Raw genomic sequence first — 22,492 nt, forward strand, 5'->3', positions numbered from 1 at the left:
AACGTATATGCTATCCGATCATCACCTCCCGGTTATACTTCTGCCGGTACTCAATGGGGGAGAGGCCCGTGATTTTCTTGAACGTCAGCCGGAAGGCTTTGGGGTCAGTGTAACCCACGCTGTACATTACCTCGTTGACGTTGTCGCGGGAGGATTCCAGGCTCATCTTGGCCGCTTCAATCTTCACCCGCTGGATGTATTCGACCACCGAGTTGGAGGTCGCTTTCTTAAACCGCCGTTCGAGGTTCCGCCGACCAATGGCAAATTGGGATGCTAATTGATCGACCGTAATTTTCTCCTCTACGTTCTGTTCAATGTATTCCTGTGCTTTTCGAATTGCTTCGTCGCCGTGATCTTTCTGCCCATGGAAGATAATAAACGGCGACTGACTCTGACGCTCAATCTCGATCTGAAACGCTTTCGACATAAACACGGCAATCTGTCGACCGGCAAATTTTTCGATCAGGTACAGAATTAAATTCAGGTACGAAAAGGCGCCACCGCTGGAGTAAATACCCTGCTCATCGGTAATAATCTTGTCTTCCACCAGGTTCACGTTGGGGAAAAGCTGGCGAAACTGCTGCGCGGCCATCCAGTGAGTAGCGCACTGCCGACCATCGAGCAATCCGGTCGATGCCAGCAGGAAAGCCCCCACGCACAAACTACCAACTTCTGCGCCTTTCTGATAATGCTGAATGATCCAGGGGATGAAGTTCTGGTTCATTTCGAGGGTTTTAGGGAGGTCGCCATCCAGGGCTGGAACGATGATGAGGTCAGTCTTGCGGATGTTCTCGGTAAGGGCATCAGTATACACGGTGTATTTGCCGCCGGCTACAGGAACCTGTTCTTCAAGCCCAATCAGTTGTACGTTGAAAAGGGCTGGTTTTCCGATACTTTTTAGGTATTTGTTTACTTCAGTCAGAACCTGGCGGGGGCCTTCCACACTGCCTAACACAGCCCCTTTAGGAACCAGAATCGATATGTGTTTCATAGGGTAAATATAACCAAAAATGGTGTCGTAATCTACCCTTTTATTGCCGGAATCACACCCTAACGTTCAGCGTCCATGCCCATATCTTTGTCATAGAACAACAGCATTAATGAACAATTAAAGCGAACATTTCTAATCAACCCAACAACAAAAACTATGGAAACGATTAGCCGCCCTATGGTCTCAAATGCTCCCTCCGGCAAAGCTAGAATAAGTAAGATCGGCTACTGGACACTCACGGGACTATTTGCGCTGGCGATGCTTATGGATGGAATCGCTGGGGTCGTACAGGAGGAAACCGGCAAAGAAGTAATGCGCCACCTGGGTTATCCTATGAATCTGTTGATCATCTGCGGTATTGCTAAAATTCTTGGTGTTGTAGCCATTCTGCAAACCCGATTTCGGACCATCAAAGAGTGGGCTTACGCCGGGTTTGCCATCAACTTTATCGGTGCTTTTGCGTCCAGAGCATTTGTCGGTGACGGAGCTGACCTGTTGATTCCGCCTGTTGTGATGCTTGCGGTGCTATTTCTGACGTATTATGTTGGGAAGCGGTATGAGCAGATTAAAGCAGTATGACAGAAGCCTGTTTGTGAAAGCTGGTTGAGGTATACTACGGACTTTAACCAGCTTTCACAACAATCCCTTTCTCCTTGCGGTACTGACACCAATCCCTAAGAAACACGTACTATGGTAGAAGTTTTCAAAACCAATGTCTGCGATGCAAAGCAGGCTCGAATGGTGCTCAACCAAATCCACAACACGTTTATAGATTATACTGCCAGCTTTGATCTGGAGGATTGTGACAAGATCCTGCGGGTAGAGTGCCTGACCCGCCCTATCCTGGCCAATGGGCTAATCCGATTCCTCGGCGAACTTGGTTATGTGGCCGAGGTCTTGCCGGACGATGATCCACCGGCAGCTTCCCGGCTCTCGACATTCTTATTCGCCGAAGCAGGAATTAGCCCTTCTGCGTGACGGCCTGGAGCTTACCCTGCAAGGTTGGGCGGGGGTCTTTGGTTTTATTCAGTTGGGACAAACTGCTGGCAAAGTCAACGGCCATGCTGTCGTCACCGAAACGGCAGGTCACCGTATCGTAGTGGGCTGTTTCGATAAAACGCCAGGTCATCTCGAACGTATTGGCGTCCTTCCACGTACCGCTGCCAGCCACCCGCGATTTCGTTTCACCGGGTACGGGTGTTTTTACCAGTTTCAATGGCATCGGGGAGAAGGTCGTATCGCCTTCGGTCCAGCGGTTAATGCCGCAGGTCACCTGATGGTCGCCCTGATCGTCGTGGAGTTTAAAGATGCAGCCGTCTTTGCCAAAGGTCAGGGAGGCTGAGCTGGCGTTCAGTGCATTGTTGTCAAAGGTGTAGGTCTGCCCACTGATTCGGGCGGCAATGGGTGAGGTGGATTCAACCACCGGCGGGGCCAGGGCAAGCGTTTTGAGCCGCTGCTTCAGCGCATCGGTGGCCATTCGGTCGGTCGATAGGCCGGTACCCCGGAGCGCAGGGAGGATGTGATTCCAGACTTCGTTGAGAATGGCCTGCATGTTTGAGGTTTCCGACGTAATAGCAATCACGGCGTCTTCCTTCGGCAATACGATGCAGTACTGCCCAAACGCACCATCGCCCCGGTACGCGTCGTGCCGACACCGCCAGAACTGGTAGCCATATCCCTGTAGCCAGTCGCTTTGGTCGCGATTAGTACCGGGTTGCAGAATGTGCTGTCTCGTAGCTTCGTCTACCCAGGCTTCGGGGAGCAGACGCTTTCCGTTCCAGACGCCTTTTTGCAGGTATAACTGACCGAATTTGGCAATGTCTTCCGTTCGTACCCGCAGCCCCCAGCCACCTACGTTGATGCCGTTCGGATCTACTTCCCAGTCAGCTCCTTCGATACCCAGCGGATCAAACAGTCTGGGTTTCAGATACGCCAGTATCGGCTGGCCTGTTACTTTCTGAACAATTGCCGACAGCATGTAGGTGGCACCGCTGTTGTACACAAAATGGGTTCCTGGTTTGTGCTCTACCGGAAGTGCCAGAAATTCCTTTGCCCAGTTTTTATTAGCCTCGCCCCGCATCGTTGCGGTCGTGTCCTTATCATGGCCGGTAGACATCGTCAGCAGATCCTGAACCCGCATGACCGCCAGGTTATCGCTTACAGTCGCGGGCAGGTCAGACGGAAAAAAGGAAACAACTTTATCGTCTACCGACAGCTTTTTCTCCGCAACCGCCAGGCCAACGGCCGTAGACGTAAAGCTTTTGCTGAGCGAATAGAGGGTGTGCTTACGCTGAGAAGTGTAGGGGGCCCACCAGCCCTCGGCCACTACCTGACCGTGTCGCAGGACCATCAGGCTGTGCAGATTCAGTTTGGCTGTTTCTACGGCGTTGACAAAATCAAGCAGGCCGCCCGAAGCAACTCCCTGGCTTTCCGGCGTACTACGGGGAAGTTTGACCGTTCGGCCAGGTATAGCCCAAAGATCGGTGGAACTGGCTATGCCGAGGCTAACAGCCCCAAAGCCAAGCTGCTTCAGAAAGAGTCTGCGATTGAGTTGCATCACGGGGTAAACGGACAATAGGCCTTGGTGACTAAAGAACGGACCCGATTGGTTATACTGCTTTGTTTTGCGAAACGGTGGCGCTGCTTCACAGGCCGGATTGCCCAACGTAGCACCTGCATTGCTTCCAGCAGCCGGGCGTTGCGAACCCGCTACTTTTTTTCGTATTTTCCGCTGATTCAGACCTAACCAAGCAAGTATGTCATTGTCTCGTCGAACCTTTCTGGCCAGTAGTGGGCTTACCGCTGCGGCTACTGTATTTCCGCACACTTCGCTGCCCGCGGCCCCTGCTCTTAAATCCCGCATCAAACTTGGCCTTTCGTCCTATTCGTACTGGCACTTCAAAACCGCTAAAGTGCCAATTGAAACGGTGATCGACGAAGCGGCCCGGTTGGGTATTGAAGGGGTTGATATTCTGCACCGCCAGATGGAAGGTGAAGACAACGCTTATCTGCAAAAGCTCAAGCGACATGCGTTTCTGAATGGAGTGGACCTGATCTGTCTGTCAATTCATCAGGGATTTGTGTACCCTGACCCCGCCGAACGTCAGAAAAACATTGAACATACCATCAGGGGAATTGAAATGGCGTATAAAATGGGTATCCCGTGCCTGCGGTTAAACACTGGTCGCTGGAATACGATCAAGTCGTTTGATGAGTTGATGGCGAAGCGGGGCGTAGAACCCATTCTGGATGGGCATACCGAAGATGAAGGCTTTAAATGGGTGATTGATAGTATTGAAAAGTGCCTGCCGAAAGCGGCCGAATGCGGGGTTGTGCTGGCGCTCGAAAATCACTGGGGTTTATCGTCAACGCCGGAGGGTTTGTTACGTATCCGAAAGGCCATTGATTCGCCCTGGATGGGGGTCTTGCTGGATACGGGGAACTTCCTGGAAAATCCGTACGACAAGCTGGCGATGGTTGCGCCGTATGCCAGTTTTGTGCAGGCAAAAACGTATTACGGCGGAGGGGAGTGGTACTCCCTGGAGCTGGATTACAAACGTATCTTTGATATACTGCGTAAGGCGAATTATCAGGGATACGTATCGCTGGAATTTGAGGGGAAAGAAGCGGCCGAGTCCGGCGTACGCAAGAGCATCGACATGATGCGAAACGCAATGGCCAGTTGATCGGCCCGTGTGCCTATAAAATGAAGCGGGCCAGCGTTTTTAAACGCTGGCCCGACGGCAGGTACGTAGAGCAACGCCTACGAAACGCCTTTGAATACGTCCTCTTCTACGAACGGCTGATTTCTCAATCGTTTGCCCGTGGCTTTGAAGATAGCGTTGGCTACGGCCGCGCCCGCCGGTGGCAGTGCCGGTTCGCCAAGGCCGGTCGGATCAATGGTATTTTGAACGAAGTGTACCTCCACCTGCGGAATTTCGCTCAGGCGAATCAGACGGTAGGTATCGTAGTTCTTTTGCTCCGGAACACCGTCCTTAAAGGTCAGATTGCCGTACATGGCGTGACCAATGCCATCTACGATACAGCCGGTGATCTGTTGCCGGGCTCCGCTCTGGTTGATCACAACCCCGCAGTCGGCGGCTGCGTACACTTTCTGGAGAACGGGTTTGCCCTGTTTCATCACCACTTCGCCGATCTGCGCTACGTAGGACCGGTGCGAGAAATAAACGCTGAAGCCCTGCGATACGCCCTTCTTTTTACCCCACTGAGCTTTTTCGGCGGCCAGTTCAATCACACCCCGCATCCGGTCGATGTCGTATTTGATAGCCCCCGTCGGTTTCTGTTTGGCTTTGGCCAACAGATCCAGGCGAAACTGGACGGGGTCCTTACCGGCGGCCTGTGCCACTTCGTCAAGGAACGACTGTTCAGCGAAAGCCAGGAAGTTGGTGATCGGTGCGCGCCAGGCTCCGGTCGTGATGGGCGATTTGTGCTCAACGCTGTCGATCAGCAGGTTTTCAACGGCTCCGGCCGGGAAGTTATCTTCGCGGGTTGAGTTGCCGGAGTTGATACCAACGCCCCGCAGCTTGTAGCCGACCATGTTGCCCTGGGCATCGAGTGCCGCTTCGAAGCGGTAGCGCACCGCCGGACGGTAGCTGCCTCCGGTCATGTCGTCTTCCCGCGTCCAGATCAGCTTCACCGGCGCATTGACCAGTTTCGATACCTGAACCGCTTCAATCACGTAGTCAGCCTTGAGCCGCCGACCGAAGCCGCCACCCATGCGTGTCAGTTGCACGGTGACCTTATCGGGCGAAATGCCCAGCAGTTTGGCTGTTTCATTGCGGGCCAGTTCGGGCGTTTGCGTAGGGCCAACCAGCTCGACACCATCCGGTCGGACGTGCGCGAAGAAATTCATCGGCTCCAGCGGGCTGTGCGGCAGAAACGGGCATTGGAACTCGGCCGATACAACTTTGGCCGCCGATTTGAACGCTGCATCCACATCGCCGTCTTTCCGCCGGACGGTCGCTTCTTTTTTATCGAGCAGTTCTTTGAATAAGCGGTCGTGGTCGGTAGAACTTTCGAGATTGTCGGCTTTTTCCCACTCGATCTTTAAGGCGTCTTTTGCTTTTTTTACCTGCCAGGTCGATTTGCCAACAACGGCTACGTTGTTGTCGTACGTCACTACGTCGACAATGCCTGACATGGCTTTAACTGCGGCTGAATCGACGGACTTGAGCTTGTAACCGAAGGCCGGGCGCTGGATCATGGCGAACAGCATGCCCTCGCGGTAGAAGTCCAGCCCGAACAGCGGTTTGCCGGTCAGAATTTTGGGGTTATCGACGTTTTTGATCGTCGTACCGATCAGCTTGAAATCGTTGGGGTCTTTCAGCTTAACACTGGCAGGAACAGCCAGTTGAGACGCTTCGGTGGCTAGCTCGCCGTAGCTGAGCTTCCGCTTACTGGCCGTGTGCAGCACATACCCTTTATCTGTAGTGCATTCGGCAGCCGGTACGTTCCAGCGTTTGGCGGCTGCTTCGGTTAGCATCTGCCGGGCCGTAGCGCCGGCTTTCCGAAGGCGCTCCCACGAGTGTGGAATGGAACCGCTGCCCCCGGCAACCTGCCTTTCAAATTTCTTGGTATCCAGTGGAGCCTGTTCAACAACGACCTTGGTCCAGTCGGCATCCAGTTCCTCTGCCACAATGATAGGGAAGGCTGTTTTGATCCCTTGTCCTACCTCCGGATTGGGCGACAAAATGGTAATAATCCCCTGGGGGCTAATGGACAGATAACTGTTAAACCCCACACCTGGAGCGGCTGCTGCACCGGCCGCGTTTACGACCGTCGTAGCGGCTTCCGATTCGGCCCAGTTGAAACCCAACAGCAGACCACCTCCGGCCGCTGCGGCTATTTTTAGAAAATCGCGTCTTGTTGCGGTCATAAGGTTGATTGGTTACGGCTCATGGCTTACAATGTTCAGTTTATGGTTTTCGGTAATACATTGTCGCGTTAGCCTACCGGAGCGCCGACCGCCGAAAACTGTAAACTGAATACCGTAAATCGTAAGCTATTTAACGCCTTTTGTGGATGCTACTTTTACGGCCTCACGAATGCGGTGGTAGGTACCACAGCGGCAAAGGTTGCCGGTCATAGTTGCGTCAATTTGTTCCATGGTTGGTTTGGGCGTGCGTTTGAGCAGGGCGGCAGCCGTCATGATCTGCCCCGCCTGGCAGTAGCCGCATTGCGGAACGTCAACTTCGTTCCAGGCCTGCTGCACCGGGTGAGTACCATCTTTCGACAGACCCTCGATCGTTGTGACTTTACCAGTGCCAATGGCCGAAACCGGCATTACGCAGGAGCGCACCGCTTCGCCGTTCAGGTGAACCGTGCAGGCGCCACATTGGGCAATGCCGCAGCCATATTTGGTGCCAACCAGCCCGAAGTTATCGCGAAGGACCCACAGCAGCGGGGTGTCTGGGTCTACATCGGCCTGATAATCACGGCCGTTGATTTTTAACTTGAACAGGGACATGGGTATGGGGTTATCAAACAGAATATGACATTACAAAGCCCAAGTTTACTAAAATTTACCCAGATCAACGAACCGTAGGCTGGGAAAGTCGATGCGTATGCAATGCTACAGGGTGATAATAAACGGCAACTAATCGATAACAGATGAGGGCATCGATTGGGAGACCGGTGCCTAATTAATCTATAGTCATTAAAGACTTTATTCAATTGGACTAGTTAAAGAGATGTCCAATCAATCATTAATGCATTTAAAACTCAAACTATGAAAAAGGTAATAGTAGCTGGCGCCATGCTTATGGCCATAGCTTCATTCAGCGCTAACGCACAGACAACGAATTCAGGTAACACCGGTACGACTGGTTCAGGAACCACGGGTTCAGGTACAACCTACGGTACGCAGGGCACTCAAGGTACAACTCAGCAGAACACGCAAAGTGGTACGACGGGCACAACGACCAATTCTACCTACGGCACGCAGGGAACACAAGGAACGACCGGTACAACTGGTACAACTGGCTCAGGAACAACGTATGGAACCCAGGGTACACAGGGTACGACAGGCACTGTGAATGGCACAACCGGCACGACGAGTGGTACAACTGGTACAATGAACAATTCCGGATCGACGTACGGTACACAGGGTACTACCGGTACCGGCTCAACCTACGGCACGCAGGGCAGCCGCACAACCAGCCCGTCGAATACACAGCGTCAGAACCGGAGAGACCGCCGGAACAACAACACGAACAACAGTTCCACCGGTAACAGTACAAGTGGAAGCAGCACGAGCGGCAGCACGACGACTCCTCCCCGGAAGTAGTCGGTTGCTTCTCGGTGATCGAAAAGCCGCCGGACACTCACGGGCGTCCGGCGGTTAATTTAAAACAGCTTACCTGGCGGATGCAAAGCCGCCTGATTGCGGCCGGCTATGCAGCGAGCCCGTTTGAAAACAATACCCGTTTGTATAATTTGTCTATCAAACAAGCTCACCGGTTGGCCTTGCTGACCGGTTGACTTTGTGAGATATATGTCCAGCCTTCTGTCTTATCGGCAACATTTTTACACGTATTTATTCCTGTAGTTTTCGGACTGGTTTCAAGTATACCGTCTGTCGGCCATCGAGCCAGACCGGATCAATTCCTACAACGCCCAGCGTCCGGTCCCAGGTGCGTTCAAAACAATGAGCCGCGTCCGGAAACGTAACGGCCAACGCCAGCGCCCGTTCGTAAAAAAACAGAGGGCGCTGATGAACAACAGTGCGGTGCACGGCAAACTGAGCGCCGAGCACAAAGGTGTACGTGGCCGGGCCATCACTCCCCAAAAGCGCCCGATGGAACTCCCGAATAGCCAACCCGCGTTGAGTTTCATTCTTACTCCAGTGTCGAAAAAGTCGCTCGCCCTCATTGTCGTCAGTGTCAATGATGTGGCCGAGCCAGCGAAATGAACCTATGGCTGCCGGGTTAGCCGCAAAAGCCCGCAACTGGTGGTGAAAATCGTAGGCGTGGTCGAACGGTTTACCCTGGCAGAATACCGTCCACTCGGCCAGGCTATTGTATTGAGTGACGAGGTGGTGCAGGTATGTATGTGCCTCCCGCCCAACATTGGGCAAAGGAATCGCTCCCGGGTAAGGGGCCTCTTCATGTTTGTCGTACACCGTTATCTGAATCGATTTTGGCACGTTACGCAACCAGTTAAGCGGCTCGTGGTAGCGCGCCACCACTAATTCAATCGAAGAAGGGCTGCCTGAAAAATCCATATGCAATGCTAATCAAAAAACGTCCGCGAGGTCCGGTTAGGTATCACGATCGTCTGAATTACATAGTCCCTGGAGAACTGGTGTGTTCATTGGATTAAATCGAACGTGTGTAATACACGCTGTGCCTGTAAGAGGTGACGCTGCTCATGAACCACAACGAACCGCAGTACATCGCCCAGACTGAGCCGAATCCAGCGGCTCAGCGAAATCGCAATCTTCAGTCGGCCAATATGTACGTGTTGGGCCTGCTGTAACAGATCACCTAACCGTGCCTGCTGTTGGATGAACTCTATCCATACGGCTTCCGGGTTGAGGGTTGGAGCGGGGAGGTGTCGTTTGGCTGCTTTGTAGCGGCTACCGGTTTTGCCTTCGGCCGGGGGCTGCATCATCCGGACGAAATAATCGCCCAGCCAACTGCTGCTGAACGTAAACGTAGCCACGAGTTGACGCTGCTCTCCATGCTGAATAGCCAGTTCGATGAGAGGCAAATAGTAGCGGCTGTAGGTGTTGAGGTGTTCCAGACATTCGGCAATGCTCCATTTCGCCGGGCCCGGACGTTGCAGGAGTTCAGTTGCCGAAAGTGAACCAAATTCATTTTCTGCCGTTTGACGAATTGTCTCAACGTCGTCGGCGAGTTGACGGAGTAGCGTTTGACTTAAATACTGAGCCATACGGGTTGCTGATTGATGTGGCAAACCTACACCGTAGTTCAGTCGAAAATCTTGGCCCAGGCAAAGATTTGATTGAGTAGCAGAACTGGCTGAAATTTTTGCGTAAAAAGTTAGGGCTGCGTTGCTACAACTTGACCGATGCCAACAGTTTACTGAACGTAGTGGGATCGAGGCCGAGGTATGACGCCAGGTATTTATGGGGAATTAGTTGCAGCACATGCGGACTACGGGTTAGCAGAACCCGAAACTTTTCTTCGGCGCTGTAAGTCAGGATGTCAACGTAGCGTTCGAGCAGGCCCGATAAGGCACCGGCCGTTGCGAGCCGCCCCCATCGCTCCAGCGAGGGGTGCCGTTCCAGAAGGGATGAGAAATCATCGTAGGCCAATCGTAGCAGGCGACTGGGGGTTAGTGTTTCAAGGTAGAAACGCGATGGCTGCTGGAGCTGAAACGAATCGGCAATGCCGGAAAACGTCTGGGTGTAGGAAAAGAGCAACGTAGCCTCCCGGGTATTTTCACCAATGTGGTAAATGCGCTGAAGACCCTCCAGGACAAAATATACGTAGCGTTCGACCTCACCGGCGGCCGTTACAACTACTTTACGTTTATAGGAAACCGGTTGCCAGCAGGACGCAAACTCGTTCCAGGTAGGCTCAGGCAAGGGCATCAGGCGGTATACCGCTTCCCGTAGCAAATTCAGTTCAGCCGCATCTCTGTGCATAATTGGTTAAAACTAAAGAACTTATTGGCGAATGTGGGCGGCTTTTCTTAAAGAAGGCGTTTCACTTTTATAAAAAATTATTGAATCAAACTTTTTTGTATTGTCTGCGATCGTGAAATGGGCGTGGTTAAAATTCTTTTAATGTTAAAAATCGCAGAATTAAATCTTGTAAAATTAAGTTTATACGTTAGATTGCAATGAAGATGAGTAAAGGTAGGGGTTGTTAAGAAAACAATGAATCTGCATTACTAAATACCTGCCTGCTCAATACCGTACCGTACGCATAAAACTTGTACAGTTAATGAAAACTATAGAAATGAATATCGACGCGCTATGTCGGTATAAATTGACACCCAATCAGTACCTGCTGTTGTTATTGATTCATTCCCGTCAATACGCCACCATGTATAAATTTGGTCAGGAAGGACCGGGTTTTACGGCGGAAGAAATCGGTGAACTTGTAGACCGGGGCTTTTTGCTGAATCTGAACAAATCAGGCTATTACTACGTCGATCTGTTTGTGCTGACGGACGAGGTACGCGCTGATCTGTTTGAACCGGAGCGCGAGAAAGCGGCCCTGGAATTCTGGAATACGTATCCCATTCTGATTCGTGATACGGCTACCGGCCTAGGCTGTTCCCTGCTGGCTACCGATAAACATCGGTTCCTGACGGACTATTACGCAAAAGTGGGCTATTCGGTTGATAAACACGCCCGCGTTATGGAAGCTTTGCATTACGCCATTGATCACGACCTGGTTGATATGCCCATTCGCGAGTGGTTCGACTCGGAGCAGTGGACGCTGTTGCTGGAACTGAAAGAATTGCAGACAACTGCTTAACAAACGAGCCGGACTGAATCCGGCTCGTTTGTTTTAATGCTCAGGGTCAGGCAGGTTTTCCATATCTTATTATGGCGCGCAAATACGTCGGATCCACAGCCTTTACTCAATAAAAAAGCGGCTCAAAAGTTTACTTTTGAGCCGCTTGCCCCTGTAAAAGCTTACCCTTTCTTTGCTTCCTTCGCCCACGTATCTTTCAACGTCACAGTCCGGTTGAACACCAGTTTGCCTTCTGTTGAATCTGGGTCGACGCAGAAATACCCTTTACGCATGAACTGAAAGCGGCCGCCGTGCAGCGCGTTACCGTGCTGCGCATGAGCCAGACTTGGCTCTACAAACGCCCGGACAACCTGCAGAGAATCCGGATTGATGAAGTCTTTAAAATCTCCTTCTTCACCTGATGGGTCCTCAACGGTGAACAACCGGTCGTACAGCCGGACCTCCGCTTCGACCGCGTGGGGCACCGACACCCAGTGGATCGTTCCTTTTACATTGATACCCGACGTATCGGAACCAGAACGACTTTCGGGAATGTAGGTACAGCGCAGTTCGGTGATTTCGCCCGCGTCGTCTTTCACAACCTCGTCGCACTTGATAATATAGGCGCCCTTGAGCCGAACCATGCCGCCGGGGAACAACCGGAAGTACTTCTTCGGCGGGTTCTCCATGAAATCATCCCGTTCGATGTACACCTCGCGGCTAAACGGAACGTCGCGCTCGGTCACGTACTCATCTTCTGGGTTGTTTTCAATTTTCATGATCTCCGTCTGGCCTTCCGGGTAATTTGTGAGTACGACTTTCAGCGGTTTTTCGTCGATCACAGCCATGACGCGGTCGGTAGTTTTGTTCAACTCCTCGCGGATACAAAACTCCAGCAATCCCACATCGATCATGTTTTCGCGCCGGGCCACACCAATCCGGTCGCAGAAGTCGCGGATGCTGGCGGGGGTGTACCCACGCCGACGCAGACCCGAGATGGTCGGCATGCGCGGATCATCCCAGCCGTTTACGTGCCCTTCGTTTACCAGTTGGAGCAGTTTCCGCTTACTCATGACCGTATAGGTCAGATTCAGGCGGGCAAACTCGATCTGCCGCGAGGGGAAAATAGCAAGCTTGTCGATGAACCAGTCGTACAGCGGCCGGTGGACGACAAATTCGAGCGTACAAAGCGAGTGCGTAATATGCTCGATGGAGTCCGACTGCCCGTGTGCAAAGTCATACATGGGGTAAATGCACCACTTGTCGCCGGTCCGGTGATGGTGGGCGTGCTTGATCCGGTACATAATCGGGTCGCGGAAGTGCATGTTCGGCGAGGTCATGTCAATTTTGGCCCGCAACACTTTTGCACCATCCGGAAACTCGCCCGCTTTCATCCGGCGGAATAGATCAAGGTTTTCCTCAATGCTCCGATCACGGTAGGGGCTATTCGTACCCGGTTCGGTTGGTGTCCCTTTCTGGGCGGCAATCTCCTCCGACGTCGAGTCGTCGACATAAGCCAGCCCTTTCTGGATCATGGTCTCGGCAAAATCATAGAGCTGGTCAAAATAGTCAGATGCGTACAGCTCGTTTTCCCAGTCAAAACCCAGCCAGCGAACGTCGGCCTTGATCGACTCAACGTACTCGGTATCTTCGGTGGTTGGGTTGGTATCGTCGAAGCGGAGGTTGGTTTTGCCGCCGTATTCGTCAGCCAGCCCAAAATTCAGGCAGATGGATTTGGCGTGGCCAATATGCAGATAGCCGTTCGGTTCGGGCGGAAACCGTGTGTGCACCCGGCCCTCGTTTTTGCCGTTGGCAATATCTTCTTCAACAATTTGTTCAATGAAGTTCAGCGAACGTTCACTTGATTCTTTGGGTGCTTCAGTCATACGGCCAGGTTGTACTTGGTAAAGCCCCGAAATTACGGCTATTGCGCGGTTTTGGCAAATAACAGGCGGAAGATCGAGCCTGAGTCGGTGGGCGGTGGGTGTTTAACAGGCGCGTCCTGGCCGTAGCCTTACACAAGGCTATTGTATCAAAATCAGACAAAATATTTTTGACAAGTACATTTAATCAGTTTTTGACTTTTTTTTGGTGCTCCCGAAAAGCGAAAAGGTATCAGTTAGCCAGTTATTTGCCCGGAGTATGCTTAAGTAAAATTGCTTAATATGTTGATTATGAGAGTGTTGCTGGATTCGTTTAGAAAAGTTCCGTGTTTCAACAATTTATTCGGCAAATTGAACAAACTGGCGATGTTATGTGGTTTGTAATTCGTGCATACCGTTTAGCCGTTATAAGCGGCTACGATTTGCTATCGTATTGACGGGGCTACATGGCAGTCCTTCTTGCACTATGAAATATTGTTCGTCTGTTTTGTTGTTTTGCCTTGTCTGGACATTATCAACTGTAACCTCTGCTCAACCGGCAACTCCCACCCTGACGGAGCCGGCTTATCTCTCCGACTGCATTCAGTACGCACTTAAGAATCAGCCAATTGTCCGGCAGACACTGATCGATCAGGAAATCACTGATCGTAATGTTCGGAGTGCCCTGTCGGCCTGGTATCCGCAAATCGGATTTGCCTACAATATTCAGCATTACCTGCGGCTCCCCGTAACGCTCATTCCTGATCAGGCAACGGGCGAACGACGACCGGTGCAGTTGGGGGCGAAAAACACCTCGGCGTTTTCGTTTTCGTTGACCCAGAACGTATTTAACCGCGATTTACTGCTCGCTAACCGGACAGCCGATGCCTACCGGACACAGGCCAACCAGACAACGGTGAGCAACAAAATCGAGGTAGTTGTTAATGTTAGCAAAGCATTCTACGACCTGGTGCTGACCCAACGGCAGGTTGAGGTTCTTGACCAGGATATTGTTCGGCTACAGCGTAGCTTACAGGATGCTACCAACCAGTACCAGAGCGGTATTGTCGATAAAACGGACGTACAACGGGCGACGATCGCGCTCAACAACACGCGTGCGCAGTTGAAACAGTATCGAGATCTGATCGGGGCTAAATACCAAATCCTGAAGCAGTTGATGGGGTACCCGCCCACCGGCCAGTTGGCAGTGACGTACGATACCCTTCAGGTAGCCAATGAAGTGGCGCTGGATACGAGTCAGCTCGTAAACCCGCAAAATCGCATTGAGTATCAGTTGTTGCGTACGCAGGGGCAGTTACTGGATGCCAACGTTCGTTATAACAAACAAGCCTACCTGCCGACGGTTTCGGCCAACGCAAACTATAACTTTCTGTACCAGAACAACGTATTTCCTCAACTCTACTCGCAGAGTTTTCCTAACTCATTGATTGCATTGACGTTGGGGGTGCCTATCTTTCAGGGAGGGCGACGGGTACAGCAGATAAAAATTGCTGAATTGCAGGTCAGGCGGTTGCAGTGGGACCTGGCTGCACTCACCAGTGCTGTCGATGCTGAGTACGCTCAGGCGCTGGCTAATTACAAGGGTAATCTGGCCAACTACAATGCCCTGCGTGAAAACCTGGCCCTGGCGCAGGATGTCTATCGCATCATCAGTCTTCAGTATCGATCGGGTATCAAAGCCTACCTGGATGTGATTGTTGCCGAAGCCGACCTGCGAACGGCCCGGCTGGCGGTTTACAACGCGCTGTTTCAGGTGCTGTCGAGCAAACTGGATGTGCAGCGGGCACTTGGTGCCATACAGTTCTGAACGTAACGGTATCAGATCAGCATACGACAACGATATTGATTGGTAATTTATATGAGTGCATACTATAAGCAAGCGTTTATCCTCCTCGGATCACTGTTCGTGCTGGCCTGTGGTGGAAACAAATCGGAACAGCAGCAGCAGGGACCACCCCCGCCGACTCCCGTTACGGCTGTGAAAGCCACGAAAAGCAGCGCGACGTATTACGATACCTATCCGGCGTCGGTTACGGCCGTTACCGAAGTTGAACTGAGACCGCAGGTATCGGGGTACATTACGGGCGTTTTCTTTCAGGAAGGCAAACGGGTCCGGAAAGGGCAAAAGCTCTATACCATCGACCAGCAGCAGTACCGCGCCAGCTACGATCAGGCGGTTGCCAACCTGAATGCGGCCAAAGCGAACCTTGTTAGGGCCCAGAAAGATGCTGAGCGGTACAATACCCTGGCTCAGCAGGACGCCGTAGCCCGGCAACTCGTAGATAACGCGCAGGCTACGCTGGCATCGGCGGAGCAGCAGGTAGCTGCGGCTCAGGCTAACGTAAGGCAGGTGCAGACCAGCCTGGAGTACGCAACCATCTACGCCCCCTTCGACGGAACCATCGGTATCTCGCAGGTACGACTCGGCGCAGCCGTAACGCCCGGACAAACACTGCTGAATACCATTTCGGCGGATAATCCAATTGCGGTGGACATCGCGATCGACGAAACGGAAATTTCGCGGTTTACGCAGTTGATGCGTCAATCGCCACCGCCCCGCGATTCACTGTTCGTACTGATGTTGCCGAGCGGCAGCCGCTACGCGTATCCGGGCCGGATTCTGACTATCGACCGGGCGGTAGATCCGCAAACGGGTACGCTTCGCGTTCGGCTGGCATTTCCGAATCCTGAAGGGCAACTCAAAGCCGGTTTGAACGGCAACGTAATGGTGAAAAACAGCACCAACGCACCCCAACTGCTGATTCCGTACCAGGCCGTTACGGAGCAAATGAGCGAATACTTCGTGTATGTAGTGGGCGATAGCAGCAAAGTGACCCAGAAAAAAGTAACGCTGGGGGCACGCATCAATGATAAGGTGATCGTGAAGGAAGGCCTGAACGAGGGGGAAGTCGTCGTTACGGAGGGGACGCAGAAGGTCCGGGAAGGGTCAGTTGTTAACGTGAATCCGCCGGGGCAGGCTGGTACCCAGGGGCAGTCGACCGGCAAACAAACGGCATCGGTAAAATAAACAAAGGAGAAAAGGGAGAAAGGGGATGAAAGGGAGGAGAGGATTAACCCATGCGGCTCCTTTCGTCTTCTTCTCCTTCCGCCTTTCCTCCCTATTTTAAAAACTATGTTCGCAGAAATTTTCATAAGACGGCCGGTAACCGCGATTGTGGTTTCGATTGTGATTGTGGCCCTCGGGATTCTGGCTATTCTGGGGCTTCCGGTCAGTCAGTACCCCGACATTACGCCCCCAGTTGTGCAGGTGACGGGTACGTATACGGGAGCTGATGCACAAACGGTGGAGCAGACCGTAGCGACTCCAATCGAGACCCAGGTGAACGGTACCCCCGGTATGAGCTATGTCCAGACCAACGCGACAAACGACGGGCGGATGAGCATGAACGTAACGTTCGACGTCGGTACGGACGTGAACATTGCCGCACTGGACGTACAGAACCGCGTGGGTATTGCCGAACCGCAGTTGCCGGAAGAGGTAAACCGCCTGGGGGTAACGGTGCGGAAACGAAATCCGTCGCTGTTCATGCTGGTGGCAATTTATTCGCCGAAGGGAACCCACAACGTATCGTTTCTGGACAACTATGCCAACATCTACATCCGTGATGCCCTGCTGCGGGTCGATGGCGTAGGGGATATTTTCAGCCGGGCCGACGATTTCAGTATGCGGATCTGGCTGAAGCCTGATCGGCTGGCCCAACTGGGTATGACTGCCGATGAGGTGATCGCGGCCCTTCAGGAGCAGAACCTTCAGGTTGCGGGCGGATCGGTAGGCGGACCTCCACAACCCTCGTCGCAGGCGTTTGAATACACGGTTTTTACCAACAGCCGACTCAGCAAAGAAAGCGAGTTCAACGACATTATTGTCCGCAGCGACCCGTCGAGAGGGGCGTTGGTGTACCTCAAAGACGTAGCGCGGGTCCAGTTGGGCAAGTTTTCGTATGCCAGCAACTCGTTCGTAGATGGTAATCGGGCTTCTTATCTGCTGGTGTACCAGTTGCCGGGCAGTAACGCGCTGGCAACGGCCGAGGGGGTGTACGCGGCAATGGAGGAACTGAAGAAAACGTTTCCGAAAGATGTCGAGTACGTAGTGCCGTTCGAATCGGTATCGGTTATTCAGGTGTCGATCGGCGAAGTGGTTGAAACCCTGCTGGAGGCCATCGGTCTGGTGATTCTGGTGGTGTTCCTGTTTCTGCAAAGCTGGCGGGCTACGCTCATTACGTTGCTGGCCATTCCCGTATCCATTATCGGTACGTTCGCCTTGTTTATTCCGCTCGGTTTCACGATCAATACCCTGACACTATTTGGCTTCGTACTGGCCATCGGTATTGTTGTGGATGATGCCATTGTGGTGGTAGAGGCTGTGCAGACCAACATCGACAAGGGGATGTCGCCGAGGGACGCTACGATTGAGGCCATGCGTGAAATATCGGCTCCGGTTATCGCCATTGCGCTGATTCTGGCTGCCGTGTTCGTTCCGGTAGGTTTCATTCCCGGCATCGTCGGGCGGCTGTATCAGCAGTTCGCCATTACCATCGCTATGTCGGTATTGATCTCGGCGTTCGTGGCTCTGTCGCTGACACCGGCTTTGTGTACACTGCTTTTGCGGCCTCAGCACATTGACGAAAACGCCAAAGGTCTTAACCGCTTCTTTTTCAGGTTCAATCAATGGTTTGGCCGGGTTACGGATTCGTATTCTAACAGTGTTAGACGCCTGATTAAAGCCACTCCGCTGGTGCTTGTCGGGCTGGTGGTTGTGTACATCGGCACGGCGCTCCTGTTTCGGGCCAAACCTACGGGCTTCATTCCAACGGAGGATGAAGGGCGTCTGATCGTTACCTACGAGATTCCGGAAGCTGCGTCGACTTCACGAAGTCTGACGGTGCTGAACCGGATGATGGGTATTCTGAAGCAGCAGCCCTACGTGAACCACTTCTCGGCGCTGGGTGGTCTGAACGCCATTACGTTTGCGTCGAAGTCGAACAGCGGTACTATTTTTATCCAGTTGAAACCCTGGGAAGAACGGACGGCATCGGGTATGCAGGCCGATTCGCTGGTAGGCAAATTGCAGCGGGCGTTATCGGGTCTGTACGATGCCCGCGTACAGGTGATTCAGCCGCCGGCTATTCCGGGACTAGGGCAGAGCTCTGGCTTTACGTTCCAGATCCAGCAGCGGCAGACCAACGACGACGTTAAAGCGTTCGACGCGGTTGTACAGAACTTCCTGGGTGAGTTGAACAAGCGGCCTGAAATTGGCCGTGCTTTCTCGTACTTTACGGCTAAAAGCCCGGCCTACCGCGTGGAGGTGGACCGCGATAAGGCTAAAAAACTGGGTGTATCGGTCAGCAATGTGTACCGAACCTTGCAGACGTATCTGGGTAGCCAATACGTCAACGACTTTATCATTTATGGACGTAAGTTCCGCGTTGTGGCGCAGGCCGATACGGCCTACCGAACCGACGTAGAAAACCTGAAGGACTTTTACGTGCGCAACCAGGCCGGCCAGATGATTCCGCTCAGTACCATCATGACTACGAACGTCATTGAAAACGCGCCGTTGATTTCGCACTTCAACCTGTTCCGGTCGGTCGAAATAAACGGTGGAGCGCGGGAGGGATACAGTAGTGGTCAGGCCATTCAGGCGCTGCGCGAAGTCGCCGAAAAGACGCTGCCCGCCGGGTATTCGTATGATTTCTCAGGGTTGAGCCGCGAAGAAATCGGAGCGGGTAACAGCTCGGTCTACATCTTCGCGCTGTCAATTGGCTTCGTATTTCTGTTCCTGGCGGCCCTCTACGAAAGCTGGTCCGTGCCGTTCTCGGTGCTGCTATCGGTACCGATTGGGGCGCTGGGGGCCATTGTGGCCCTTATACTGTTCCCGTATCTGAGTAATAATATTTATGCACAGATCGGGCTGATCACCCTCATCGGTCTGGCGGCCAAGAACGCGATCCTGATCGTGGAATTTGCCAAGGAACGGGTCGATCGGGGTGAAGACCTGCTGCAATCGACCATCGAGGCCGTGCGGTTACGGTTGCGCCCAATTCTGATGACGTCGCTGGCTTTTATTCTGGGCGTACTGCCGCTGGCCATTGCGAGTGGAGCCGGGGCTGTTGCCCGGGTTACGATCGGTCGGACGGTGCTGGGCGGGATGCTGGCGGCTACGTCGCTGGCAATCTTCGTCGTGCCGGTGTTATACGTGGGCATCACCCGACTGGCATACGGCAAAAAAGGACTGGAAGAACTGCGGAAAAAAGCGCAGCAATCAGAAGAGAAACCCCAGGAGCAGCCCCAGATGGTGGATAAGTAGTCCCTGCCTGTACAAGACGTAACATGCTGCGGCCGGATCGACGTATGTCGATCCGGCTGTATTGTTTAGGAGTGGCTTCTAAAGCCAGATTCAGTGGAGTGGGCGGCCCTGGCCGCCATGATATCGCCCATGTTGTCCTGCGCCCAGACCGCCAGACCCAGCACCTGATCGAGCAGACTCATTCCCAGCGTTGTCAGTTCGTATTCAACTCGCGGTGGTACTTCGGCGAAGATCCGCCGGGAGACGAAACCATCGCGCTCCAGCCCACGCAGCGTCACCGTCAGCATGCGTTGCGAAATGCCGTCAATCCGGTGTAGCAGTTCATTAAAACGCAGTTTCCCGGAATGACCTAAGTGCAGAACGGATAATATTGACCATTTATCGCCAATACGATCCAGTACGTCCCGAACCGGACAGCCAGGAACCTGCAGGGGGGCAGGGGTGAAAATTTTTTCGAGCCCTTTCGAAATTTTTTCCGATTGATTCTCAACAATAGTTCCTTCCATGTGCCTTAGTATGGTCAAAATGCCTTCTTGTGAAAGCAATAGTTACGCTTTAGTATTGAGTTCTTAAAAGTAACTATTGACACAAACAAACACAAAATCATGATTGCAATCACAGGCGGTAATGGACATCTGGGCCGGGCAACGGCGCTGCAATTGCTTCAACGCGTTGACGCACATCAGTTAATTGTCAGTGTTCGCGAACCAGAGAAAGCTTCCGAATTAGCCAGTAGGGGCGCTACCGTTCGACACGGAGATTTCAACGATCTCGACAGTCTGGTTCGGGCGTTTCAGGGTGCCGAAAAGGTACTGATTATTTCAGGCGACGCACCCAATGAGGTACGTATCAAGCAGCACCGCACGGCCGTTGATGCTGCCAGGCAGGCAGGTGCCAAGCACGTTGTTTACACAAGTATTCTTGACCCCGATCCCGCATCGCCGTTTACATTTGCGGCTATTCATGCCGATACGGAGCAATACATCATCGAATCAGGGTTAACGTATACGTTTTTCCGCAACGGCTGGTACCTGGAAACGTTGCCCCTGCTGATCGGCAATCCAGCCGAAAGTAAAGCGATCTACTTTCCGGCCGGGAACGGTCGCCTGGTGTTCGCTGGCCGCGACGATATTGCCGAAGCGCTGGCCGTTGTCTTAACCACAGACGGTCACGATAATCAGGCTTATGACATCAACACCGGTGAATCACACAGTTTTACCGACATCGCAACTGTGGTTGGCCAGCAACTTGAGGAGGCCATCACGTACGTTGATATTCCAGGTGCTGCACTGGAAGAGGGTTTACAGAAAGGGAATCTGCCTGACTTTCTGGTAAAGGCAATGGTTGGCATGACGGAGGCATTGAAACAGCATCGGTTAGAAAAAGCCAGTGCTACGCTGGCAACCTTGCTGGGCCGACAGCCCAAAGGATTGACGCAGTACGTGTCTGAGCAAATGCGCGCAAATCAGGTACGTGCATAACCGAGTTCATCCCCACGGCTATGGTGTCAACCCGGCTGTGGGGGTTAGTTTGTTTGAATTGGTGTGTCGAGCAACGTACGTAGCCGGTTAACAAGCTCCGGTACAGCTACGTACATATCGTCGCTGATACCGAAGCGGTCATCAGCTTCCCCGTGACTGTAGGCCGTATACCGAAGGTTCATAACCTGAGCCAGGTATAAAAAGTAGTCTGGAGTATACGTTGGCGAAAACAGCTCAAAAAGATATGTTCCCGGCTCACACCAGATGATGTTGGTGAACGATGCGCCATGAGGCCCGATTATAAATGACGCACTTTTATAAAGCCGTACCTGTTCGGCAATGGACCGTGGTTTATCCTCAATAATTTGAAAACCAAGTGATTTTAAGGCGACGATCAATTCGGCTTCGTTCCGAATCCGGCGACGACCGGCACGGCTAATGTATATACGTTGGCGTTCGCTTGGGGTGGTAGAAACCCGGGCTTCTACCTGCCTTTTCAGTGACTGAATATCCGCTACGTTCGGATAGATCCAACTGTTGCTGTTTCCCAGTACACAGTCCGAAAACGTTACGTTATAAAGTCGGCTATCCACAACCTGATTATCCCGCAGACCGATCAGGTTCATGAAATCCCGTTCATACGAGGTGCCCAGCAAGGGATACGCAACAATGGCTTCTGAAAAAACGGATTCCGGCAGGGATTCCCGAATCCGACAGATTTTGGCCGCAACAAGCAGCATAAAGTCGTAATACCCACCAAACCACATGTCATCGAACACCTGGCTCCAGGGGGCCAGTAAGGTTTCCGTCCCAACTTTCCGCCGAATGCGAGGGCGTATATACGTCTTGAGTAAATCCCTGTGCCGGTAGTCCGTTTTTAAAACGTTGTGATTCAACATCATACTGCCGGTAACAAGCTGACGGGCTTTGCCACCCGGAGCGCTGACGTGCCAAACGAAGGTTGGTGGAAACGTAACCACTTTTTCGGTAAAGATTAGTTTACCGGGTTTTGATTCATTGGCGACCGAAGGGAGCCGGAGTGTGCTACCTGGTTCGGTGGCAATCTGGAAAGGTTGCAGATAGGTTTCGGTTTGCCCTTTTGTCAGAAAATTAAAACCCAATCGCTTTAGCAAATTTTTACCTTGCTGAATCAGCCATTCCTTCGTTGTAATGGCTAAAAAAGCAGGTCCATTTCGGGTAAATGATGTGTATAATTTGTACAGATTGGTCATCTAAAGAGTGTAGAATGAATAGGGACGTATAGAATAGTTTGTAAGAGGTAACTAATTAGTTAATAATGGTTGAATGCTCCGTACGCTACAACGCTACTTTCGGCTTAGTATACAATCTTAGCTGTA

At 52.5% G+C, this 22,492-nt stretch carries 19 protein-coding genes; 9 read left to right on the top strand and 10 right to left on the bottom strand.

The annotated features are described in order from the left end of the window. Positions 1-10: 10 nt before the first annotated feature. Positions 11-991: a GlxA family transcriptional regulator gene (locus BN8_RS10385; protein WP_009281815.1), complete on the bottom strand. Its 981-nt coding sequence runs from the start codon at positions 989-991 to the stop codon at positions 11-13. Positions 992-1,147: 156 nt separating this feature from the next. Here BN8_RS10385 and BN8_RS10390 point away from each other — a divergent pair, with 156 nt between their 5' ends. After that, on the top strand, positions 1,148-1,570 hold the full coding sequence (locus BN8_RS10390; protein ID WP_009281816.1) for a DoxX family protein: 423 nt from the start codon (positions 1,148-1,150) through the stop codon (positions 1,568-1,570). 159 nt (positions 1,571-1,729) lie between these two features. Further along, a complete protein-coding gene (locus BN8_RS10395; RefSeq protein ID WP_192579041.1) occupies positions 1,730-1,969 on the top strand; it encodes a hypothetical protein in 240 nt (79 codons plus the stop codon). On the opposite strand, the gene BN8_RS10400 is transcribed toward BN8_RS10395, so the two are convergent. Further along, positions 1,953-3,548 (bottom strand): serine hydrolase domain-containing protein, encoded by a 1,596-nt coding sequence (locus tag BN8_RS10400; RefSeq protein WP_040005716.1) that lies wholly within the window; start codon positions 3,546-3,548, stop codon positions 1,953-1,955. The genes BN8_RS10395 and BN8_RS10400 overlap by 17 nt on opposite strands. A gap of 199 nt (positions 3,549-3,747) precedes the next feature. Between BN8_RS10400 and BN8_RS10405 the strand changes: the two genes are divergently transcribed. Beyond that, positions 3,748-4,677, top strand: a complete 930-nt coding sequence (locus tag BN8_RS10405) for a sugar phosphate isomerase/epimerase family protein (protein ID WP_009281819.1) — start codon at positions 3,748-3,750, stop codon at positions 4,675-4,677. A 77-nt stretch (positions 4,678-4,754) separates the two neighbouring features. Here the strand turns inward: BN8_RS10405 and BN8_RS10410 are convergent, their stop codons facing one another. Next, entirely contained in the window at positions 4,755-6,887 is a 2,133-nt protein-coding gene (locus BN8_RS10410; RefSeq protein ID WP_009281820.1) for a xanthine dehydrogenase family protein molybdopterin-binding subunit, read from the bottom strand. Positions 6,888-7,013: 126 nt separating this feature from the next. Continuing rightward, complete coding sequence (locus tag BN8_RS10415; RefSeq protein ID WP_009281821.1) at positions 7,014-7,478, bottom strand: (2Fe-2S)-binding protein; 465 nt, start codon at positions 7,476-7,478, stop codon at positions 7,014-7,016. A gap of 261 nt (positions 7,479-7,739) precedes the next feature. Between BN8_RS10415 and BN8_RS10420 the strand changes: the two genes are divergently transcribed. Beyond that, the gene (locus tag BN8_RS10420; protein ID WP_009281822.1) at positions 7,740-8,297 is read left to right on the top strand and encodes a hypothetical protein; all 558 of its coding nucleotides are present in this window, start codon (positions 7,740-7,742) and stop codon (positions 8,295-8,297) included. Between the two features lie 249 nt (positions 8,298-8,546). Here BN8_RS10420 and BN8_RS10425 read toward each other — a convergent pair whose 3' ends face one another. The 3 genes from BN8_RS10425 to BN8_RS10435 form a co-directional block, all read right to left on the bottom strand. Then, complete coding sequence (locus BN8_RS10425) at positions 8,547-9,233, bottom strand: DUF3431 domain-containing protein (protein WP_009281824.1); 687 nt, start codon at positions 9,231-9,233, stop codon at positions 8,547-8,549. 86 nt (positions 9,234-9,319) lie between these two features. Beyond that, positions 9,320-9,904 (bottom strand): DinB family protein, encoded by a 585-nt coding sequence (locus BN8_RS10430; RefSeq protein WP_009281825.1) that lies wholly within the window; start codon positions 9,902-9,904, stop codon positions 9,320-9,322. A 124-nt stretch (positions 9,905-10,028) separates the two neighbouring features. Further along, on the bottom strand, positions 10,029-10,622 hold the full coding sequence (locus BN8_RS10435) for a Crp/Fnr family transcriptional regulator (protein ID WP_009281826.1): 594 nt from the start codon (positions 10,620-10,622) through the stop codon (positions 10,029-10,031). 301 nt (positions 10,623-10,923) lie between these two features. Here BN8_RS10435 and BN8_RS10440 point away from each other — a divergent pair, with 301 nt between their 5' ends. Next, the gene (locus tag BN8_RS10440) at positions 10,924-11,463 is read left to right on the top strand and encodes a hypothetical protein (protein ID WP_009281828.1); all 540 of its coding nucleotides are present in this window, start codon (positions 10,924-10,926) and stop codon (positions 11,461-11,463) included. A gap of 161 nt (positions 11,464-11,624) precedes the next feature. Here the strand turns inward: BN8_RS10440 and BN8_RS10445 are convergent, their stop codons facing one another. Then, positions 11,625-13,328, bottom strand: coding sequence for a glutamine--tRNA ligase/YqeY domain fusion protein (locus BN8_RS10445; protein ID WP_009281829.1), 1,704 nt, complete (start codon positions 13,326-13,328; stop codon positions 11,625-11,627). A gap of 463 nt (positions 13,329-13,791) precedes the next feature. Here BN8_RS10445 and BN8_RS10450 point away from each other — a divergent pair, with 463 nt between their 5' ends. The 3 genes from BN8_RS10450 (at position 13,792) to BN8_RS10460 (ending at position 19,653) form a co-directional block, all read left to right on the top strand. Then, complete coding sequence (locus BN8_RS10450) at positions 13,792-15,132, top strand: TolC family protein (protein ID WP_009281830.1); 1,341 nt, start codon at positions 13,792-13,794, stop codon at positions 15,130-15,132. A 51-nt stretch (positions 15,133-15,183) separates the two neighbouring features. Beyond that, a complete protein-coding gene (locus BN8_RS10455; protein ID WP_009281831.1) occupies positions 15,184-16,353 on the top strand; it encodes an efflux RND transporter periplasmic adaptor subunit in 1,170 nt (389 codons plus the stop codon). Between the two features lie 105 nt (positions 16,354-16,458). After that, the gene (locus BN8_RS10460; protein ID WP_009281832.1) at positions 16,459-19,653 is read left to right on the top strand and encodes an efflux RND transporter permease subunit; all 3,195 of its coding nucleotides are present in this window, start codon (positions 16,459-16,461) and stop codon (positions 19,651-19,653) included. A 65-nt stretch (positions 19,654-19,718) separates the two neighbouring features. On the opposite strand, the gene BN8_RS10465 is transcribed toward BN8_RS10460, so the two are convergent. After that, positions 19,719-20,159 (bottom strand): winged helix-turn-helix transcriptional regulator, encoded by a 441-nt coding sequence (locus tag BN8_RS10465; RefSeq protein WP_009281833.1) that lies wholly within the window; start codon positions 20,157-20,159, stop codon positions 19,719-19,721. Positions 20,160-20,258: 99 nt separating this feature from the next. On the opposite strand from BN8_RS10465, the gene BN8_RS10470 reads away from it, so the two are divergent. After that, positions 20,259-21,134, top strand: coding sequence for an SDR family oxidoreductase (locus tag BN8_RS10470; protein WP_009281834.1), 876 nt, complete (start codon positions 20,259-20,261; stop codon positions 21,132-21,134). A 44-nt stretch (positions 21,135-21,178) separates the two neighbouring features. On the opposite strand, the gene BN8_RS10475 is transcribed toward BN8_RS10470, so the two are convergent. Then, on the bottom strand, positions 21,179-22,366 hold the full coding sequence (locus BN8_RS10475) for a glycosyltransferase family 61 protein (RefSeq protein WP_009281835.1): 1,188 nt from the start codon (positions 22,364-22,366) through the stop codon (positions 21,179-21,181). Positions 22,367-22,492 lie beyond the last annotated feature (126 nt).

This window comes from Fibrisoma limi BUZ 3 (genome assembly GCF_000296815.2).
Classification (GTDB): Bacteria; Bacteroidota; Bacteroidia; order Cytophagales; family Spirosomataceae; genus Fibrisoma; species Fibrisoma limi.

Bases quoted from the DNA above. Each gene is read 5' to 3' on its own strand.
- BN8_RS10470 (WP_009281834.1), top strand. From the start codon at position 20,259: ATGATTGCAATCACAGGCGGTAATGGACATCTGGGCCGGGCAACGGCG.
- BN8_RS10435 (WP_009281826.1), bottom strand. From the start codon at position 10,622: ATGCACAGAGATGCGGCTGAACTGAATTTGCTACGGGAAGCGGTATAC.
- BN8_RS10460 (WP_009281832.1), top strand. From the start codon at position 16,459: ATGTTCGCAGAAATTTTCATAAGACGGCCGGTAACCGCGATTGTGGTT.
- BN8_RS10465 (WP_009281833.1), bottom strand. From the start codon at position 20,159: ATGGAAGGAACTATTGTTGAGAATCAATCGGAAAAAATTTCGAAAGGG.
- BN8_RS10415 (WP_009281821.1), bottom strand. From the start codon at position 7,478: ATGTCCCTGTTCAAGTTAAAAATCAACGGCCGTGATTATCAGGCCGAT.
- BN8_RS10410 (WP_009281820.1), bottom strand. From the start codon at position 6,887: ATGACCGCAACAAGACGCGATTTTCTAAAAATAGCCGCAGCGGCCGGA.
- BN8_RS10405 (WP_009281819.1), top strand. From the start codon at position 3,748: ATGTCATTGTCTCGTCGAACCTTTCTGGCCAGTAGTGGGCTTACCGCT.
- BN8_RS10450 (WP_009281830.1), top strand. From the start codon at position 13,792: ATGAAATATTGTTCGTCTGTTTTGTTGTTTTGCCTTGTCTGGACATTA.
- BN8_RS10475 (WP_009281835.1), bottom strand. From the start codon at position 22,366: ATGACCAATCTGTACAAATTATACACATCATTTACCCGAAATGGACCT.
- BN8_RS10455 (WP_009281831.1), top strand. From the start codon at position 15,184: ATGAGTGCATACTATAAGCAAGCGTTTATCCTCCTCGGATCACTGTTC.
- BN8_RS10400 (WP_040005716.1), bottom strand. From the start codon at position 3,548: ATGCAACTCAATCGCAGACTCTTTCTGAAGCAGCTTGGCTTTGGGGCT.
- BN8_RS10420 (WP_009281822.1), top strand. From the start codon at position 7,740: ATGAAAAAGGTAATAGTAGCTGGCGCCATGCTTATGGCCATAGCTTCA.
- BN8_RS10390 (WP_009281816.1), top strand. From the start codon at position 1,148: ATGGAAACGATTAGCCGCCCTATGGTCTCAAATGCTCCCTCCGGCAAA.
- BN8_RS10430 (WP_009281825.1), bottom strand. From the start codon at position 9,904: ATGGCTCAGTATTTAAGTCAAACGCTACTCCGTCAACTCGCCGACGAC.
- BN8_RS10440 (WP_009281828.1), top strand. From the start codon at position 10,924: ATGAAAACTATAGAAATGAATATCGACGCGCTATGTCGGTATAAATTG.
- BN8_RS10445 (WP_009281829.1), bottom strand. From the start codon at position 13,328: ATGACTGAAGCACCCAAAGAATCAAGTGAACGTTCGCTGAACTTCATT.
- BN8_RS10395 (WP_192579041.1), top strand. From the start codon at position 1,730: ATGGTGCTCAACCAAATCCACAACACGTTTATAGATTATACTGCCAGC.
- BN8_RS10425 (WP_009281824.1), bottom strand. From the start codon at position 9,233: ATGGATTTTTCAGGCAGCCCTTCTTCGATTGAATTAGTGGTGGCGCGC.
- BN8_RS10385 (WP_009281815.1), bottom strand. From the start codon at position 991: ATGAAACACATATCGATTCTGGTTCCTAAAGGGGCTGTGTTAGGCAGT.